Annotated in this window: 9 protein-coding genes; 2 read left to right on the top strand and 7 right to left on the bottom strand. The window is 74.3% G+C overall.

The genetic code is table 11. The features are described 5' to 3' along the window. Positions 1 to 18 precede the first annotated feature (18 nt). Positions 19 to 759, top strand: a complete 741-nt coding sequence (locus ACZ7D7_RS03620; RefSeq protein WP_470822016.1) for a helix-turn-helix domain-containing protein — start codon at positions 19 to 21, stop codon at positions 757 to 759. A 176-nt stretch (positions 760 to 935) separates the two neighbouring features. Continuing rightward, positions 936 to 2,474, top strand: a complete 1,539-nt coding sequence (locus tag ACZ7D7_RS03615) for a SagB family peptide dehydrogenase (RefSeq protein ID WP_470822015.1) — start codon at positions 936 to 938, stop codon at positions 2,472 to 2,474. Here the strand turns inward: ACZ7D7_RS03615 and ACZ7D7_RS03610 are convergent. From ACZ7D7_RS03610 to ACZ7D7_RS03580, 7 genes are all read right to left on the bottom strand, one after another. Next, positions 2,458 to 3,327, bottom strand: a complete 870-nt coding sequence (locus tag ACZ7D7_RS03610) for a class I SAM-dependent methyltransferase (protein WP_470822013.1) — start codon at positions 3,325 to 3,327, stop codon at positions 2,458 to 2,460. The two genes, ACZ7D7_RS03615 and ACZ7D7_RS03610, sit on opposite strands and share 17 nt — an antisense overlap. Before the next feature lie 89 nt (positions 3,328 to 3,416). Next, on the bottom strand, positions 3,417 to 4,805 hold the full coding sequence (locus tag ACZ7D7_RS03605; protein WP_470822012.1) for an FAD-binding oxidoreductase: 1,389 nt from the start codon (positions 4,803 to 4,805) through the stop codon (positions 3,417 to 3,419). Between the two features lie 56 nt (positions 4,806 to 4,861). Then, entirely contained in the window at positions 4,862 to 8,809 is a 3,948-nt protein-coding gene (locus ACZ7D7_RS03600; RefSeq protein WP_470822010.1) for a non-ribosomal peptide synthetase, read from the bottom strand. After that, positions 8,806 to 9,591 carry a thioesterase II family protein gene (locus ACZ7D7_RS03595; RefSeq protein WP_470822008.1) on the bottom strand — a complete coding sequence of 262 codons (786 nt, stop codon included), beginning with the start codon at positions 9,589 to 9,591 and terminating at the stop codon, positions 8,806 to 8,808. Before ACZ7D7_RS03595 ends, ACZ7D7_RS03600 begins: the two co-directional genes overlap by 4 nt. After that, complete coding sequence (locus ACZ7D7_RS03590; RefSeq protein WP_470822007.1) at positions 9,579 to 11,102, bottom strand: GMC family oxidoreductase; 1,524 nt, start codon at positions 11,100 to 11,102, stop codon at positions 9,579 to 9,581. The genes ACZ7D7_RS03595 and ACZ7D7_RS03590 overlap by 13 nt, the downstream gene beginning before the upstream one ends. A gap of 4 nt (positions 11,103 to 11,106) precedes the next feature. Next, the gene (locus tag ACZ7D7_RS03585; RefSeq protein ID WP_470822006.1) at positions 11,107 to 14,466 is read right to left on the bottom strand and encodes a non-ribosomal peptide synthetase; all 3,360 of its coding nucleotides are present in this window, start codon (positions 14,464 to 14,466) and stop codon (positions 11,107 to 11,109) included. Beyond that, positions 14,463 to 18,638: a non-ribosomal peptide synthetase gene (locus ACZ7D7_RS03580; RefSeq protein WP_470822005.1), complete on the bottom strand. Its 4,176-nt coding sequence runs from the start codon at positions 18,636 to 18,638 to the stop codon at positions 14,463 to 14,465. Before ACZ7D7_RS03580 ends, ACZ7D7_RS03585 begins: the two co-directional genes overlap by 4 nt. Positions 18,639 to 18,653: the final 15 nt, after the last annotated feature.

Below are 18,653 nucleotides of genomic sequence, written 5' to 3'. Positions count from 1 at the left end.
CGTTCAGGGGGACAGATCATGGAGCACTTGATCGAGTACGCCGTCAACACGATCCGCGAGAGATACGACGAGCCATTGAGTCTCGACGAACTGGCTCAGTCGGTCATGGTCAGCAAGTTCCACTTCCTGCGCACGTTCCGCCGCGTCACGGGAGTCACGCCCGGCCGGTTCCTCAGCGCCGTCCGGCTGCACGAGGCGAAACGCCTCCTGCTCACCACGGCGCTCAACGTCTCCAACATCTCGGTGCAGGTCGGCTACAGCAGCACCGGCAGCTTCACCCGCCGCTTCACCGAGTCGGTGGGCTGTTCCCCCACGCAGTACCGGCAGGGCGGGCAGGGCCGGCCACTGGACGTGTACGGGACCGAACGGCTCCCGGCCGACGCGCACACCAGCACCGTCAGCGGGACGGTGGTGGTGCCCGACCCCGATGTGCCGGCGGTCTATCTGGGGGTGTTCGAGAGCCCCATCCTGGAGCGATGTCCCGCCGTCCGAGCGGTCATCACCGAACCCGGCCCCTTCCAGCTGACCGGAGTGCCCCCGGGCACCTGGTTCATCCACGCCGTGAGCCACGGGACGTACCCGGACGACGTCCCGTGCTCACGCCGGCAGGACCTCCTCGTCGGCACCGTCGGGCCGATCGACATCGGCGGGGACACCGTGCTGCGGCAGGAACTCGCCCTGCGGCCGCCGAGCTGGTTCCACCCGCCCGTGTTACTTGCCCTGCCGGATCTCCTGCGCGAGCCCGCGGCAGCGGCCTGAGCGGAGACCCGGCAGTACTCCCGACCAAGCAGCGGCCGGGGCACCGCGTGTGCCCCGGCCCATGAACCGGCAGGTGATGGATGAAGCGCACATCGGACACGAGCACCACCCGGGCGGGCACGACCGAGACGGTCACGGCCCTCACGGTGGTTCCCCGGAGGGGGGAGCCGGCACGTGTGGCGACCTGGCGCTGCCTGGAGGTCGAAGCGGGAGAGGATCCGGAAGCGCTCCTCACCGACCTGGTCCAGCCCTGGGCCGACGAGGCGTTCGGCACGGGCGCCCTCACCGGCTGGGCGCTGGACCGGACGGAACATAGCCTGATCCTGGCGGTGCGCGCCGAGGGCGACAAAGCGGTCACCGAACTGCGGGACCTGCTCGTGGAGGCCGTCGTCCCGTCCGGCGGACGTGTCACGGAGGCAGGACCGCACAGAGCCACCGACTGGCCCGAGGCCTGCCTGACCGTCGCGGCGACACTGGCCGTCGACACGATCCGGACCACCCGGTCCCGTTCCACACGGCTGTGGGCCGGCGCCGAGGTGACACTGGCGGCCGCCGACACGGCCGGCGCCGATCCGCTGGCCCGGCTGCACTGGCTGCGCGAGCACGCCCGGCGCCAGGGCACCCCCGCCGAGACCGACCGCGCCCGCCGCCGGGCCGAGGCGGACTTCCACCGCGACCAGGCCGAGTGGCTGCGCCGGTTCGCCGGTGTCGCCCAGGAGTTGCGCAGCCCCCACGGACGACTGGTCGCCTGGCGGGACATCCTGGCCGCCGCCGGCCAGGCGGGCGCCCAGTGCCTGCACGGAGCGGCCGACAGGGCCGTCCGTCAGCTCGGCCTGACCGGCGAGGAACGCGCCTACGCGGCCTGGCTCGCCTCGCTGGCCGCGCTGCCCGGACCGCGGGAGCCGTACTTCGCGGACGGCCTCGAAGCCGTCGACCGGCGCTACCACGAGGACAGCAAGTTCATCGAGAGCCGGCTCGTCGACCAGCGACCCGACCTCGTGCAGGCCGAGACCCGGGGACGGCACCCCTTCGTCCCGGTGCTGGAGACGGTCCCGCTGCCCGAGCCGCAGGCACCGCCCGGCACCGCGTCCTTCCCCGAGGTGCTGCTCGCCCGGCGCAGCGGCTACGGCACCTACCGGGGCCCGCTGAGCCTGACCGACCTGTCCACCCTGCTCCATCACTCGGCCGCCGTCACCGGCGTGAAGCGGATGAGCGGGGACCACGCCTACCGCGTCCGCCCCTACCCGAGCGCGGGCACCCGCTATCCCCTGCAACTGGTGCTGTACTGCCACGACATCACCGGCCTGCCGCGCGGCACCTACCGCTACGAGCCCGACGAGCACGCCCTGGAACCGCTCGGCACCGAGGACATCTCCGCGGAACTGCGGCGCTGCGTCCCCGCTGCCCAGCCCGAGGCGTGCCCGGCGTCGAAGGGCGGCCGGAACATCGACGCCGCCGACTGCCCGCTGTGGATCCTCACCGTCGGCGACCTGACCTACCAGCGGCTGCACTACGGGCTGCGCGCCTACCGGTTGGTGCTGCAGGAGACCGGACACCTCGCGCAGAACCTCGCGCTGACCGCCACCTGGCTGGGCAAGTCGTCCGTCGGGCTGAGCAGTTACTACGACGACGCGGTCAACCAGCTGGTGGGCGTGGACGGGATCAACTCGGCCGTGCTGTACCTGCACATGGTCGGCGTCACGGCGCAGGACTGACCGGGCGCACCGCCCGGATCAGCAGGGCCGCGCAGCGCAGCCTCACCCCGTCCGGCCCCTCGTGGCGGGCGAAGGCCGCGCGCAGCGCCCGCACGGCGCGCCCGGTGTCCTCCGGGCGCGCCGTCAGGCGGTGCCGCACCGGGCCCCAGCCGACCAGGAACTCCGCGGCGTCCTGCGCGTCGCGGCCCCAGTACTGCTCGGCGTCGACCGGCGTGACGCGCACGTTCGTGAAGCCGGCTTCGGTGAGCAGGCCGCGTACCGTGCCGGGGTCGGCGAGCGAGGTCGGCGCGCAGCCGTTCGCGCCCTCGGGCCCGGTGCCGCTCGTCCCGCCGTCGGCGAGCGCGTCGGTGAACGCCGCCAGTACGGGCCCGAGTTCGCCCTCGGACATCCTGCGCAGCGCCACCATGGCCAGCCGGCCGCCCGGGCGCAGGGCCCGGGCCAGATTGCCGAAGGCGACGACCGGGTCGGAGAAGAACATCGTCCCGAAGCGGCTCAGCACCAGATCGAACCCGCCCTCCGGAAGAGGGTGGACCTGGGCGTCCCCCAGGACGAACTCGGCGTTGCCGATCCCCTCCCGCTCGGCGGTGGCGGTCGCCCGCGCCAGCATCGGGGCCGACAGGTCGAGACCCAGTACCCGGCCCGGCCGGGCCCGCAGCGCGGCCAGCCGGGTCGTCTGGCCGTTGCCGCAGCCCACGTCCAGGACCGTCTCGCCCGGCCGGATCGCCGCCGCTGCCAGGAGCGGTTCGTTGAAACCGCGGTTCACCGCGTCGTAGCGCTCCTGGTGGCGGGCCCAGTGCTCGCCCTCGGCACCGTTCCACGCCTGTGCCTGCTCGGTGTTGGCGAGCGCTGTCACCGGCCGTCTCCTTCCGTGCCCGGGAGCGCCCGCGGCCCCCCGTTTCGAGAGGAACGAAACGGGGGGCCGCGAGGTCACGCGGGAGGAGGTCAGTTCGGCGGGATGTTGTGGTTGATCCGGAAGAAGTTGTCGGGATCCCACGTCCGCTTGGCCTCGGTCAGCCGGGCCCAGTTGGCGTCGGTGAACGCGGTGCGGGTCCTGGTGGGGTCGGTGAGGAAGTTGAGGAACGTTCCCCCGGTGGCGTGCGGCCGCAGCCGGCCCGCGAGGCCCTGCGCCCAGCCGGTCACCCGCTCGGCCGCCTCCGGTCCGGGGATCATCGCGGTCGTGATCACGGAGAACGGCACGTCGCGGTGGCCGGTCGGGCCGGCGTCCGGGCCGGGCGCCGCCATCGCACCGCCCCAGTGGCGGATCTCCACCGTCGACATGGGCGGCGCGGGCGAGTCGGCACCCGCGGCGGCGACCATGGCGTCCACGGCGTCCCCGGGCAGCTCGCGGAACAGGTCGATCTCCTGCGTCGCCACCATGGGCGGCGGGGGCGGCCCGGCGATGGCGGCCCCGGACTGCGCGAACGGCATCTCCGTGATGCCGTTCATCAGCGGGGTGCCCCACCCGTCGAGGAGCGGCTTCAGCAGCCGCTCGCCCTCGCTCGCCGGCCCGTCGAAGCAGACCCGGAGACACAGGAACTGCTTGCCGCGCATCGGCTCGGGGATCGGCGGGCCGGGCGGCATCCGCATGAGCAGCACCGCCGTGGACATCTGGTCGGGCACGGACGGCACCCACTCCAGGTACTGCGCGAGCCCTTCGTGACCGCGCTCGATGGGGTAGAACGCGGCACCCGCGTACACGGTGCGCACCGGGTAGAGCCGGATCGTGTACCGCGTCACCACGCCGAAGTTGCCGCTGCCGCCGCGCAGCGCCCACAGCAGGTCCGCGTGGTCGTCGGCGCCGGCCGTGCGCAGTTCGCCGTCGGCGCCCACGATCTCGGCCGAGAGCAGGGAGTCGGCGGCGTACCCGTACTCGCGGGACAGCCAGCCGATGCCGCCGCCGAGGGTGAAGCCCATCGCGCCGACCGAGGACGTGCCGGACAGCGGCGCCAGGCCGTGCGGCGCGGCGGCCGCGATCACGTCGGACCACAGCGCTCCCGGCTCGACGAGAGCCGTGCGGGCCGCGGGGTCCACCTCGACGCGGTTCAGGGAGGACGTGCGCAGCAGCAGTCCGCCGTCGGACGGGCGCACCGCACCGTGTCCGGTGCTCTGCACCGCGAACGGCAGCCCCAGGTCCCGGGCGGCCCGTACGGCGGTCTGGACGTCCGCCGCCCCGGTGGCGACGGCGACCGCCGCCGGCCGGGAGTCCACGACGCGCATCCAGGCCAGCCGTTCTGTGTCGTACGCCTCGGTGCCGGGCAGGTGCACGGCTCCGGAGAAGGAGTCGCCCAGCGCTCGGGCGACGCGCTCGCCGGCGGGCTGTGGGTCGGTCATCACGTTCTGTTCCTTTCGGAAACGGGTGCGTCGGTGGGGGCGGTGCTGTCGCCCGGTCAGGGGCGGTCCATGGGGTCGGCGTCTGTGAGCCAGGCGGACAACTGGTCGGCCAGGAGGCGGAGTTCGTCCGGTGCGACGATCGAGTAATGGTCTCGTGGGCGTCGCACCACGCGCAGGTTTTGGCACAGTTCGCGCCAATCTGTGGCCGGATCGCCCGATCGGGGCTCGCCGTCGGCGACAACGAGCAGAGTGGGCAGCGCGCAGGGCCGTGGGCGGTGGGCGGCGAGCAGCGCCAGGTTCCGCGCGTGCACGGCCGACAGCCGGAGGTGGGCGGCCAGGTCGACTTCCCGGGGCAGCAGCCCGTGGGTGACGGCGGCCTCCCGGGCGGCGGCCGGAGCCTCCTCGGCCGGCACGGTGCGTACGGCGCCGGCCACCGCGTCGGGCAGCCGGCCGCCCGCGAGGTCACGCAGGAACTCCAGCTGCCGCTCGGTCTCGTCGGCGGGCACCCGGTGCTCCCGCGCGACGCTGTCCACCATGACCACCCGGGCCTCGCGGCCCCGCTCGGCCAGCTGCCGGGCGACCTCCTGAGCCAGCACCCCGCCCAGCGACCAGCCGCCGAGCAGATACGGGCCTTCGGGGCGCAGCCGCTCCAGCTCCTCGCGGTAGCCGGTGGCCAGCGCGGCCAGATCCGGCACGTCCGCGGTGTCCGCGGCGCCGCCGAGAGCCGGATGCTGGAAGCCCAGGACCGGGCCGGACCAGGCCCGGGCCAGCGGCAGATAGCTGCTCACCGAGCCGCCGACGGGATGGAACAGCACCAGTTCGGACCCGGTTCCGTCGGACAGCGGCACCGCGCAGGAGCTGGACTGCGCGCCGCCGGTGAGCCGGGCGCCGAGGGCCCGTAGCGTCGGGGCCTCGAAGACCTCACCGAAACCCAGCTCCGCGCCGAACACCGTACGGAGCCTGTTGACCAGCCGCAGCGCCAGCAGCGAGTTGCCGCCGAGCGCGAAGAAGTCGCTGTCCGGGCCGACCGCCGGGACGTCGAGCAACTCCGTCCAGACGTCCGCGAGTTGCTTCAGTACCCGGTCGTCGAGTTCCACCGCGTCGTCGCGGGCGCCGACGTCGTCGGTCAGGGCCAGCGCGGCACGCGCGTCGACCTTTCCGTTGGCCGTCAGCGGCAGCCGCTCCACCAGGTGGAGCCGGCCCGGCACCAGGTAGGAGGGCAGCCGGTCGCGGAGATGGGCGGTCAGGCCGGCGGGCGCGGGCGGTTCGGCCCCGGCGGGCACGACCAGCGCGACCAGCGCCTGCTGGCCGCCGGGGGCCGGCACGGCGCACACCGCGCACTCGGCGACCCCCGGATGCTCGCGCAGGGCCGCCTCCACCTCGCCGGGTTCCACCCGGAAGCCCTGGATCTTCAGCTGCCGGTCCTCCCGGCCGAGGAACTCGATGGTGCCGTCCGGCCAGTAACGCCCCAGGTCGCCCGTCCAGTACAGCCGTTCGCCGGTGCGCGGGTGCGTGAGGAAGCGCTCGGCGGTGCGCTCGGGGTCCCCGGCGTAGCCGCGGGCGAGACCGGTGCCGCCGATGTGGATGCGGCCGGTGGCCCACGGCGGGCGGAGCTCCAGGCGGTGGTCGAGCACCCGCATCGTCTGACCCGTCAGCGGCACGCCGTACGGGATCGACGGCCACTGCGGGGAGACCTCGCCGACCTCGTGCAGGTTGGACCAGATCGCCGCCTCGGTCGCGCCGCCCATGGCGAGCACCCGGACACCGGGCAGGCAGCGGCGCATCCGGTCCGGCAGCGTGGTGGGTATCCAGTCCCCGGAGAGCAGGAAGGCCCGCACCGGCGGGGTGTGCCCGTCCGGCTCGGTCTCCATCAGCTCCACCAGCATCTCGGCCAGCGCGGGCACCGAGTTCCACACCGTCACGCCGTGCTCGGCGGCGCACCGGGCCCAGCCCACCGGGTCCGGACGGGCGCTCGCGGCGGGCAGCACCAGGGCCGCGCCGCTGCCCAGGGTCCCGAAGACGTCCCACACCGACAGGTCGAAGCTGAGCGAGGAGATCCCGAAGACCCGGTCGCCGGGGCCGAGGCCGATCCGGTCGCAGACGTCCACCACGGTGTTCAGCGCCGCCCGGTGCTCGACCACGACACCCTTGGGCGTGCCCGTGGAGCCCGAGGTGTAGATGACGTACGCGACGTCGTGCGTGCCGCCGCGCAGCGAACCGGCCGTCCGGACCGTCCCGGACACGGGCTCGTCGACGCGCAGCGCGGACACCGTGGCGGGCAGTTCGGGCTCGGTGTGGGACTGGGTCAGGACGACGGGCGAGCCGCACGCGTCGAGCAGGTGGGCGATCCGCTCCGCCGGGAGCGAGGCGTCCACGGGGCAGTACGCGGCCCCCGCGCGGAGCGCGCCGAGCGCGGCAACGACCTGCTCCCAGCCCTTGGCCATCACCACCGGCACCACGTGGCCCGGCCCGGCCCCGAGCGCGGTGAGCCGGTCGGCGAGGACACCGGAGGCATGCTCCAGCTCGCCGTAGGTGAGGGTGCGGCCCGCGGCGATCACGGCCGGGGCGTCCGGTCGTTGCCGCGCGTGCCGCAGGAACGCGTCCTCCAGCCGGCTCTCGACGGCGGGAGCCGGCCGGTTCAGCGCGTCCACGGTGGCCCGGTGTCCGGGCGGCAGCAGGTCGGGGTCGCGGTCGGCGCCCCCGGGCCCGGCAAGCTCCTCCAGCACCCTCCGGTAGGTGTCGAACAGGGGCTGCGGCAGGCCGTGCGGGAAGGCCTCGTCGACCATGTCCCAGACCAGTTCGACGCCACCGTCCGGCGCGTCCTTGGTCTGGTTGTCGATCAGCACCTGCGGGGTGCGCAGGCCCGTGTGGACGGTACGGCAGCGGGGCACGGCAGCGGCGGGGCGCTGCTCGGCGGGGCCGAGCATGCTGTTGAACACGTACGGCAGTGCCGCGCTCGAGGTCCAGCCGCGGCGAGCGGCCAGTTCCCGGGTGATCGCCACGGCGGAGACGTCCGCGTGCTCCAGGTCCCGCCACAGCTGCTTCTGCAGGACGGCGGCCCGGGCCCAGAAGGTGTCCGCGGCGCCGAGGTCCACCTCCAGGGGCAGCGTGGCGCTGAACTGGCCGACCACACCGGCCGCTTCCGGGTGCTTGTTCGTCCAGTTCTGGTGCAGCACGTTCAGGCAGAACCGCGGGGCGGACGCCCAGGTGCCGAGCACCTCCGCGTACACGTGCAGCAACCCGGTGGTCGGCAGGACGCGGTGGGCGCGGAACGCGGCGCGCAGCCGCTGCCACTGGGCGCGGTCCAGGAAGAAGGAACGCCGGGTCAGCCGCACCGGGTCGATCGCCGCGGGGCGCCGCGCCAACGGCAGCGCGGGCGCCTCGGGCAGTTCGTCCAGTCGCGACTCCCAGTAGTCCATGTGCGCCAGGTACTCGGGAGTGCCGACCCGGGCGGCGGCGGTGGCCACGCACTCCCGGAACGTGCCGGGCACCGGCGGCAGTTCCGCCGCGGGATCGAGGTAGAGCTGCCACCACTCGCGCTCCAGGTGCCGGGTGGAGCCGGAGTCGAGCAGCAGCAGGCTCATCGCGAGGTGCAGCCGCACGCGGTGCCGGCGCAGCCGTACCGCGGTGATCTCGAACAGCGGCCAGCCGGTCGGCTCCGGCCCCTCGTCGCGCATCCGCTCCCGGGTGGCGGCGAGCACGGCCCGCCGCTGTTCGGGCGCCGCGCCGACGAGGTCGATCGTCGTCAGACGGAACGGCGTCACCCGCTCCGCGTCGAGCACCCGCTGCCTGCCCTCGGGCAGGACCACCGTGCGCAGGTGCTCGTGCCGGTCGATGAGCAGCCGCACGGCGTGCTCGGCGCGTTCGGGGTCGAAGCCGACCACGTCGAGTTCGTAGTAGAGATTGGGCCGGAAGCCGCCCAGCTCCATCAACGGGCTGGCGCCGACCAGATACGCGGCCTGGAGGTCGGTCAGCGGGAACGTGCGGTCGTGCGGTGACGTCATCGCGGGCCTCCGGCGGGCGGCGGGCTGGTCGACAGCAGTTCCCGGGCCACGGCGGCGATCACCGGTTCCGGGTCCTGGTGGAGGAAGAAGTGGTCGCCCGGGAACAGCCGGACGGGGCAGTCGGCGAGGGTGTGCGCCTGCCAGGCCCGCAGTTCCGGCACGTGGGCCTCCGGGTCGGCCACACCGCCGAACACCGTGATCGGAACGCCCAGCGGTGGTCCGGGCCGGAAGGAGTACGTCTCGGAGACGGCGAAGTCGGCCCGCAGCCTCGGCAGGACGGCGGCCAGGACCTTGGGCCTGCCCATGAGTTCGTCCGGGGTGCCGTTCAACTCGGCGAGATGGGCGAGCAGTTCCTCGGCGGGCGCGGCGTGCACCGGCCTGGTCCGGGACGGCAGGTGCGGCGCCCGGCGCCCGGCGACCAGCAGCCGCACCGGCTGCGGCAGACCGCGCCGGGCCAGCTCCCGGCACACCTCGTAGGCCACCAGGGCGCCCATGCTGTGCCCGAACCAGGCGTGCGGCCGGTCCAGTCGGTCGGACACGGCGTCGACCAGCGCGGGCACGAGTTCGGTCAGCCGGTCGTAGGGACGCTCCCGGAGCCGGCTCTCCCGGCCGGGCAGCCGGACCGCCACCACCTCGATGTCCGGGCTCATCCGGAGTGCCCAGTTGCGGTAGACCGAGGCGCCGCCCCCGGTGTGCGGCACGCAGAACAGCCGGGGGGCGGTGACCGGTGCGGGGGCCCAGACCGCGGTCCAGGCCGGTCGTGGCGTCGTCAGCACAGCCATGCGGCGGCCCTCTCGGCGATCATCAGACAGGTCAGGTTCGTCGGGGCGCTGGGCATGGCCGGCATCACCGAGGCGTCCGCGACGTGCAGTCCCGCGACGCCGCGCACGGCCAGCCGCTGGTCCACCACGGCGCCGGCGTCGTCGTCGGGACCCATGCGGGCCGTGCCGACGGGGTGCCAGGCCGGTGCGACGACGGAGGTCACGGCGCGGCGCAGCAGCGCGTCGGTGCCGACCAGCCGATCGGTCCACATCAGGGGCCGTTCCAGGTGCCGCGCCAGCTCCGGGTGCCGGGACAGCTCCCACACCCGGCGCATGCCCTTCATCAGCACCGCCACGTCTTCCTCGTCGGTGGCCAGGCCCAGCGCGATGACCGGCTCCCCGTCGCGCAGCGTGACACCGCCGCGAGAGCGCGGGCGGAGCAGCGTGGCGTGCAGCGCCAGTGCGGGACGGCCGCGCAGGACGGCAGCGGCGCCCGGAACCTCCAGCCCCGCCAGGGTGTTCACCAGGGTGAGATTGAGGTCGGGCACCGCCGAGCCGGTGCTGCTGACCCGGGCCAGCACCTGGTGCATCGGATCGTCCGGCCGGGACACCCCTTCCGCCGCGACCGCCCACAGCGCGACGACGGGATGCTCGATCAGGTCACGGCCCACACCCGGCAGGTCGGCCACCGGCCGGATGCCCTGCGCGGTGAGCTCACCGGCCGGGCCGACACCCGAACGCAGCAGCACACAGGCCGTGTTGACGGCACCCGCGGTCAGCGTGACCTGCCCGGCGGACACCGTGACGGGCCGGCCCGCGCGCAGCGCCGTCACCCCGGTCGCCCGCCCGCCCGAGATCCGTACCTCCCGGACCGCGCAGTCGGTCCACACCGTCAGGTTGGGCCGGCCGAGGACGGGCCGCAGATAGGCCTCGGCGGCCGAGACCCGGCGCCGGCCCACCGCGTTGAGCGGAATCGGGCCGGCACCGAGCGCGCCCTCGGGGCTGTTCAGGTCGGGCGCCGACGGGATGCCGACAGCGGCGGCGGCGCTCAGGAACGCGGTCGCGGCCGGCACCATGTCCTCGACCGGGGTCCGCCGGACGGGCAACGGGCCGTCCTGGCCGTGCCCGGGTCCCTTGAAGTCCGCGTCCGACTCCAGCGCCGCGAACACCGGGCCGACCCGCTGCCAGGCCCACGCGTCGTTGCCCGCGGCGGCCCAGCCGTCGAAGTCCCCCGGCAGACCGCGCAGCGCCAGCGCGCCGTTGACCGCGGAGGACCCGCCGAGCACCCTGCCGACCGGGTACGGGTACGCCCGCCCCGGCGCCCCGGGGGGACCGGCGTGGGCCGTCAGGTCCCAGTTGGCGCCGGACAGCACGGGCCGGTCACCGGCCCCGGACTGCTCCTCGCCCGCCTCCAGCAGCAGGACCCGGCTCTCCGGTCGCTCGGAGAGCCGCGCCGCGAGGACACACCCCGCCGATCCGCCGCCGACCACGACGTGGTCCCACGCCGGGGACCGGCCGTTCACCGTACGCATGGCATCACTGCCCGATCCGTGCGGTCAGGGTGCGGGCCAGTTCGGCGATCGTCGGATGGTCGAAGAGCATCTCCAGGTCCTCCTCGGCCTGCTGCTCGATGCCCAGTTCGGTGTGGATCAGACCGAGGATGCGCACCGCGTGGAGGGAGTCACCGCCGAGCTCGAAGAAGTTGTCCTCCACCCCGAACTCCTGGTCCCCGAGGACCTCGGCCCACAGCTTCAGCAGCCGCCGCTCCATCTCGTCGCGGGGCGCCGCCCGCCCCCCGTCGTCCTCCGCCTGCCAGGGATCGGGCAGGGCGGCGCGGTCCACCTTGCCGTTGGCGCTCAGCGGCACCCGCTCCACGATCAGCAGGTGGTGCGGGACCATGTAGCCCGGCAGGACCTCCTCCAGGGCGGCCCGCAGGTCCGCGGCGCCGACGGCCGCGCCGGGCGCCGGGACCACGTGCCCGACCAGTTGCCGGCGTCCGGTGCGCGGACTGGTCCGCACCGAGGCGAACGCCTCCGCCACCTCGGGCCGGGACCGCAGCACCGCCTCGATCTCGCCCAGTTCGATCCGGTAGCCGTTCAGCTTGACCTGGAAGTCCATCCGGCCCAGGAAGTCGATGTCCCCGTTCGGCAGGTAACGGCCGAGGTCACCCGTGCGGTACAGCGGTTCTCCGGTCTCCGGGTGGGTGACGAATCGCTCGGCGGAGCGCTCCGGGTCGGCCCAGTAGCCCCGGGCCAGTCCGGCGCCACCGATGAAGATCTCGCCGGGCGTCCACGCCGGACACGGGGTGAAGTCCGCGTGCAGGACGTGGAGTCGCTGGTTGGCGAGCGGGCGGCCGTAGGGGATGCGGGTCCACTCGGGCGGTACCTCGCCGATCGGGTGGAACACCGACCAGATGGCGGCCTCGGTCGCGCCGCCGAGACTGACGACCCGCGCCCCGGGGTGCAGGGCGCGGATCGCGTCCGGCAGCGCGACGGGTATCCAGTCGCCGCTGAGCAGCACCAGCCGCAGTCCGTCGCCGCCCGACGAGGCGGCCGGGCTCTCCGTCCACGCCTGCATCAGCGCCGGAACCGAGTTCCACAGCGTCACCCGGTGCCGGCGCACCAACTCGGCCCAGTGCGCGGGGTCGTGCTCCCGGCCCGGCGTGGGCAGGACGACGGCGCCGCCCGCCGCGAGCACGCCGAAGACGTCGTACACCGACAGGTCGAAGCTGAGCGCCGACAGCCCCAGCACCCGGTCCCCGGCACCCACGCCGAAGCGGGAGTTGATGTCCTGGACGGTGTTGGCGGCCGCCCGGTGGTCGATCATCACGCCCTTGGGGCGGCCGGTGGACCCCGAGGTGAAGATCACGTACGCCAGGTCCCGGGGCGAGGGACCGTCCGCCGGCGGGGCGGGGTCGGCCGCGCGCACCTCTTCGTCGGCGGCGGTGACCACCCGGACCCCCTCGGGCAGACCGCCGGGAGCGGTCCGCGCGGCGGTCACCACGATGCGCACCCGGCCCTGCTCCAGCAGTGTCCGGCGCCGTTCGGCGGGCCAGCCCGGGTCGACCGGCAGATACGCCGCGCCCGAGGCGGCCACCGCGAGCACCGCCGCGACCTGGTCGAAGCCCTTGTCGAGCACGACGCCCACCAGCGTGTCCCGCTCGGCACCCAGGCGCCGCAGCACCCGGGCCAATCGGTGGGCCTCCGCGAGTAGTTCGCCGTAGGTGTGCTCGCCCTTCTCGGTGATCACGGCCGGGGCGCCGGGAGTCCGGCGGGCGGCGTCGGCGACCAGCTCGTACAGCGTCCGCTCGGGAATGTCCCGCACGGTGTCGTTGACCTGCCGGCGCAGGTCGGCCTGCCACGCGGGCAGCTGTGCCGACGCGACGGCGTCCCACGCCGCCGGGTCGTCGGCCAGCGCCTCGACGAGCCGCCCGAACGCGGCGAACATGTCGTCCAGCAGCCCCTCCGGGAACAGCCCGTCCACGGCGTCCCAGTTGTAGACCAGTTCGCCGTGCTCCTCCGTCACCTGGTGGTCGAGCCACACCTGTGGGGTCTGGCTGATCTGGTGCACGAGCTCGCCGAAGAAGTCCATGCCGGCCGCCGGGTCCTCGCCCTCGCCGGTCAGGATCATCGCCGTGAACACCACGGGCATGCCCGCGCCGGGGCCCGCGCCCTCGGCCCGGGAACGCTCGCGCAGCACCCGCACTCCGTTGAACGCCGAGTGCTCCAGGTCCCGCAGGAGCCGCTCCTGGAGCAGCCGGGCCCGGGTGGAGAACGGCTCACCGGGCCTGGCCGGGTCGGCCAGCAGGGTGGTGGAGGTGAAGTCGCCGATCACCTCGCCGACCTGGCGGTGCACCGGGGGACGGTTGAGCAGGGTGAGGTTGACCGTGAAGTCGGGCTGCTGCGACCACAGCCGCAGTACCTCGGCGTACGCGGTCATCAGCACCGCCGACGGCGTCAGACCGCGCTCCCGGGCCCCGGCCTTCACCGTCCGCCAGCGATCGGCCGCCAGCCGGCCGTGCCGGTGGCTGAAGACGGGCCGGCCCACCTGCCCGGGCTGCACCGCGAGCGGGAGCGCCGGCGCGGGCGGCAGTTCGGGCAGCGCCTCCCGCCAGTACGCCTCGGCCTTGCGGTACGCGGCCCCGTCCCGGGCCTCCTCCTCGGCCGTCACCACGTCCCGGAAGGTCAGTTCGAGCGGCTCCGGGGACCAGGCGGGGTCCTCGTAGAACCGCCGCCACTCCTGGAAGAGCACGTACATGCTGAAGCCGTCCACGACCATGATGTCGAGGCCGATGTGCAGCCTCGTCCGGTCCTCGTCCAGCAGGGACGCCCGGATGTCGAACAGCGGGCAGCGGTCGGTCGGCAGCACCTGGTGGTCCATGGCGGCCCGGGTCGCGGCCAGCCGGGCGGCGCGCTCCGGCTCCGGCACTCCGCGCAGGTCGTCCACGGCGATCCGGTACGGCGCCGGCCGCGGCAGCACCCGTTGCCGGCCGTCCGGCAGGACGACCGCCCGCAGCATGTCGTGCCGCTCGATCACCCGGTTCAGCGCACGCTCCAGGCGGTCCATGTCGAGGCCGGCGCGCTCGCGCTCGGTGTACAGGTAGGTGGCCACGCCGCCCAGTTCGACCGCGGGGCGGCGGCCCACCCAGTAGGCGTGCTGGACGTCGGTGAGCGGAAACGGCTCGTGGCGCAGGTCGGGTCGGGGCACCAGGGCCGGGCCGGCGGCCTCGGTGGGCACCCCGCGCAGGACGGTCAGCAACTCGTCCCGGCGGGCCTTGAGTTCCGTGCGCAGGTCGGGTGTGAGCGCGCCCGCCGGCGCGACCACGTCGAGCCGGTCGTCGACCAGGCGCAGTTTGATGCCGCGGCGGTGCAGCTCGGCCAGCAGATCCTGGGTCATCGGGGAACGTCCTCCTCGGTACACCGGGTGATGGCGTCCGAGACGGCGCCGACCAGCTCCCCGGTGAGCAGCGTGTGGTGGCTGCCGGGCACCGTGACGGCCCCGGTCCGGCCTGCGGTCAGGGCGGCCCAGCCCCAGGCCGGGTCGTCGCGGTACGGATGGTCCGCGAACTCGCCGACCGTGCCCTCGGCGGCGCGGACCACGGTCACGTCCGCGTCGATCCGCCCCGCCGTGTACTCGTTGCAGGCGAGTACGACGGCACGGAACACCTGGTAGGCGGCGGCGAGTTCGGCGGGCCCGAGGGTGCAGGCGGCCCCGGCGGCCCGGTGCAGCAGCGCGCCGGTCTCCGCGGGGTCGGGCACGGCGTCGGAGGCCGTCGCGGCGGCCAGCGCCTTGAGCGCCGCGGCGTCCGCCGTCAGCGGGTCGAAGCCGATGTCCAGGTCCTCCAGGAACCAGGCCGGCAGCTCCGCCGGGTCCGGGGTCCGCGAGGTGAGCGGGGCGGGCGAGTCGATCACGACGAGCCGCTCCACCCGCTCGCCGAGGGCCTCCAGCCGCTCGGCCAGCGCCGCGGCGATCACCGCGCCGGACGACCAGCCGCCCAGCCGGTACGGGCCGTGCGGCCGCGCGGCGCGCAGCGCCGCGAGGTAGGGCTCCAGCAGGCCGTCCATCGTCGCGGCGGGTGCCGCCGGGGCCTGGAAGGCGTGGAACGGGCCGCCCAGCCGGTCGGCGAGCTCCCGGTAGCAGAGCACGTTGCCGCCCGCGGGGTGCACGAAGAACCACGGGTCCTCCGCCCCTTCGCGCAGGGTGACCAGGGGGGTCCACGCCTCGTCCCCGGCCGCCGTCAGCCACTCGGCAAGCCGGGCCACCGTGCGGCGCTCCAGGAGCGTGCCCAGCGGCACCCGCTTGTCCAGCCGGCGGCCGATCTGGCCGATCAGCCGCAGCGCCGTGAACGACTGCCCGCCCAGGTCGAAGAAGTCGTCGTGCACGCCGACCTGGTCCCGGCCGAGGACGGACGCCCACATCTGCGCCAGCACCGTCTCCAGCTCGGTGCGCGGAGCCGTGTACGTCCGGGCCGCCTGTGCCTCGTCGGCGCCGCGCTCCTGGAGGGCGGCGCGGTCCAGCTTGCCGTTGCGGGTGAGCGGAAGACGGTCCAGGACGGTGATGCGGGCCGGCACCAGGTAGCTCGGCAGCCGCTCGACGAGCTGGGAGGACAACTCCTCGCCGGTGGGCGGCCGTACCCCCTCGGCGGCCGTGACGTAGGCCGCCAGCTGGTTGCCCGAGTCGGTGCGGTGCGCCACCACGGCGGCCCGGCCGACCGAGGGCAGCTCCGTGAGCGCGTGCTCCACCTCGCCCGGCTCGACCCGGAAGCCCTGGATCTTCACCTGCTGGTCGGCCCGGCCGAGGAACTCGATCGTGCCGTCGGGCAGACAGCGCCCCAGGTCCCCGGTGCGGTACAGCCGTTCACCGGTGTGCGGGTGATGGACGAACGCGGCCCGGGTGCGCTCCTCGTCGCCGAGGTAGCCGAGTGCGAGTCCGACCCCGCCGATGTACAGCTGCCCGGGGACCCAGGCCGGGGCCGGCCGCCCGTGGTCGTCCAGCACGTGCCAGCTCTGGTTGGCCAGCGGTTTGCCGTACGGGATGGAGACCCACGCGGGGTCGACCTCGCTGATCGGGTGGCAGATCGACCAGATCGACGCCTCGGTGGCGCCGCCCAGGCCGATCACCGCGGCGTTGGGCGCGACCGCCCGGATCCTGGCGGGCAGGTCCACCGGGATCCAGTCGCCGCTCAGCAGCACGGTCCGCAGGGACGGGCACTGCTCGCCGGTCGCCTCGGCCTCCTCCACCAGCAACTGCATGAGGGCGGGGACCGAGTTCCACACCGTCACGCCGTGCTCGCGCACCGCGCGCAGCCAGCCGGCCGGGTCCGGGTCGCCCGGTTCGGGCAGGACCAGCGTGGCACCCGCGTGCACGGCGCCGAAGACGTCGTACACCGACAGGTCGAAGCACAGGGAGGACACGCCGAAGAGCACGTCGCGGGAGGTGACGCCGAATCTGCGGTTGATCTCCGCGATGGTGTTGAGCGGCCCCCGGTGGTCGAGCATCGCGCCCTTGGGGCGGCCGGTGGAGCCGGAGGTGTAGATGACATAGGCGAGATCGGTCGGCGCGGGCCCGGGCTCCGCGGCCGGCGGCGCGTCCGGCGCGGGGGCCGTCACGTCCAGCACCGGCACGCCGGTCAGGGCGGCCAGCCGGTCCACGGACGCCGGCGCCGTCAGGACGGCGGTCGGCGCGGCGTCGGCGAGGACGGCGCGCAGCCGCTCCTCGGGCCAGTCCTGGTCGAGCGGCACGTAGGCGCGCCCGGCGGCGAGCACACCGAGGACGGCGGCCGCCTGGAAGCGGCCCTTCGGCAGGACGACGGCGACCGTGCCGCCGCCGGGGGCGGTGTTCGACCGCAGCAGCGCGGCGATCCGCTCGGCGTGTGCGGACAACTGCCCGTAGTCGAAGGCACCGTCCGCCGCCACGACCGCCGGATGGCGGGGCCGGTCGGCGGCCCGGCCGCGCAGCGGGTGGTGCAGCAGGCCCGGAGGGACGGGCGCCGAGGGCCGGTTCAGCTCGGCCCGCCGGCTGCGCTGACGCTCGGGCAGCAGGTCGAAGGCCACGGTCGACCAGGCCTCGTCGGAGGCGGCGAGCTGGTTCACCATGGTGCGGTAACCCTGTTCCATCGCATCGATCAGCCCTTCGGGGAACATCGTCTCGATGACGTCCCAGACCACCCAGAGGCGGCCGTCCGTCAGGTCCCAGAACTCGCAGTCGATGAGGGTCTGCGGGGTCTCCAGGCGGCTGGCCACGGGCAGGTCCTGGGCGCCGACGAACAGCGCGCTGCCGATGGCGAAGGGGCACACCGCCCGCCCGGGGGTGCGCCGGGCCTGGTTGAGCGCCTGCAGCACCTTGACGCCGCTCCAGTGGCCGTGTTCGGCGTCGGCCAGCACCCGGTCCTGGAGCCGCCGCACCCGGGCCTCGAACGGCTCGTCGGGCCGCCAGTCCACCTCCAGTGGGTACAGCGAGGCGAAGTTGCCCATGACGTCCGGCAGTTGGGGGTGCAGCGGCAGCCGGTGGGTGATCATGTTGTTGAGCAGGAAATGCCGCGAGCCGCTCCAGTACGACAGCACCTCGGCCTGTACGGCGGACAGCACGTTGGTGGTGGTCAGGTGGCGGTCGGCGGCCTTCTGCTTCAGCGACGCCCACACCTCGGGCGAGAACAGCAGCTCGCGGCGCCGCAGATCGGACCGGGTGCGCGGATCGGCTCCGGTCAGGGGGACCGGGGGTGCCTCGGGCCAGTCGGCGAGGCGGTCGGTCCAGTAGGCCCGGGACGCCTGCCCGAGCGGCGACTCCTCCAGCTCGGCGAGGGTGAGAACGCACTCGCGGAACCCGATCTCCAGTTCGGGCGGGCTCCAGTCGGGCTCGCGGTAGCGGCGCAGCACGGTGGACACGAACCGCAGCAGGGCGGGGGCGTCACAGAAGATGTTGTTGTTGTTCAGATGCAGCCGGCTGCGTCCGCCGGGCAGCCGGCTCAGCCGCAGGTCGACCCACGGCCAGCGGTCGATCACCGGCTCCGTGCCCGCCATGTCCGCCCGGACGCGTTCGACCGCCCGCTCGGCCTCCGGGCCGCTCAGCCGGCGCACGTCGAGCACGGGCAGGGTGGCGGGCCCGGGGTCGCGGACGGTCTCCAGCCGCATGTCCTCCCGGACCACCACGATGTTGTCGCGCTGGTAGTGGAGTTCGGCGTTCATCGCCCGCTCCAGCCGGTCCGGGTCCAGGTCCTCCTGCTCGTACTCGAAGTACTGGTGCGGGCGGACGTAGTACTCGAAGCCCTCCCGGCTGCCGATCAGGAAGGAGGCCTGGAGGTCGGACGGCGGGAAGGGCTCGTAGCGTCCCTCCGGGTCCGGGACGACCTGCGGCAGGGTTCCCATGGCGGGCCGGGCGGTGCTCAACGACGCCAGCCAGTCGAGGAGTTCGGGTTTGTGCCGGCCGATTCGCTCGCGCAGGTCGGCGGTCAGCCGGCCCTTCGGGGCCCGGACCTCCAGACGGCCGTCCGCGGCCGTCTGGAGCCGGATGCCGTTGCGGGCGAGTTCGTCCAGCAGCGCGGGCACGATCGCCGTACCGGTTCCACTCACAGCGGTGTCTCCTTG

Source organism: Streptomyces sp. NPDC037054 (assembly GCF_055606745.1).
The sequence above is the reverse complement of the archived record's forward strand: the minus strand, read 5'-3'. Positions and strand labels throughout refer to the sequence as shown.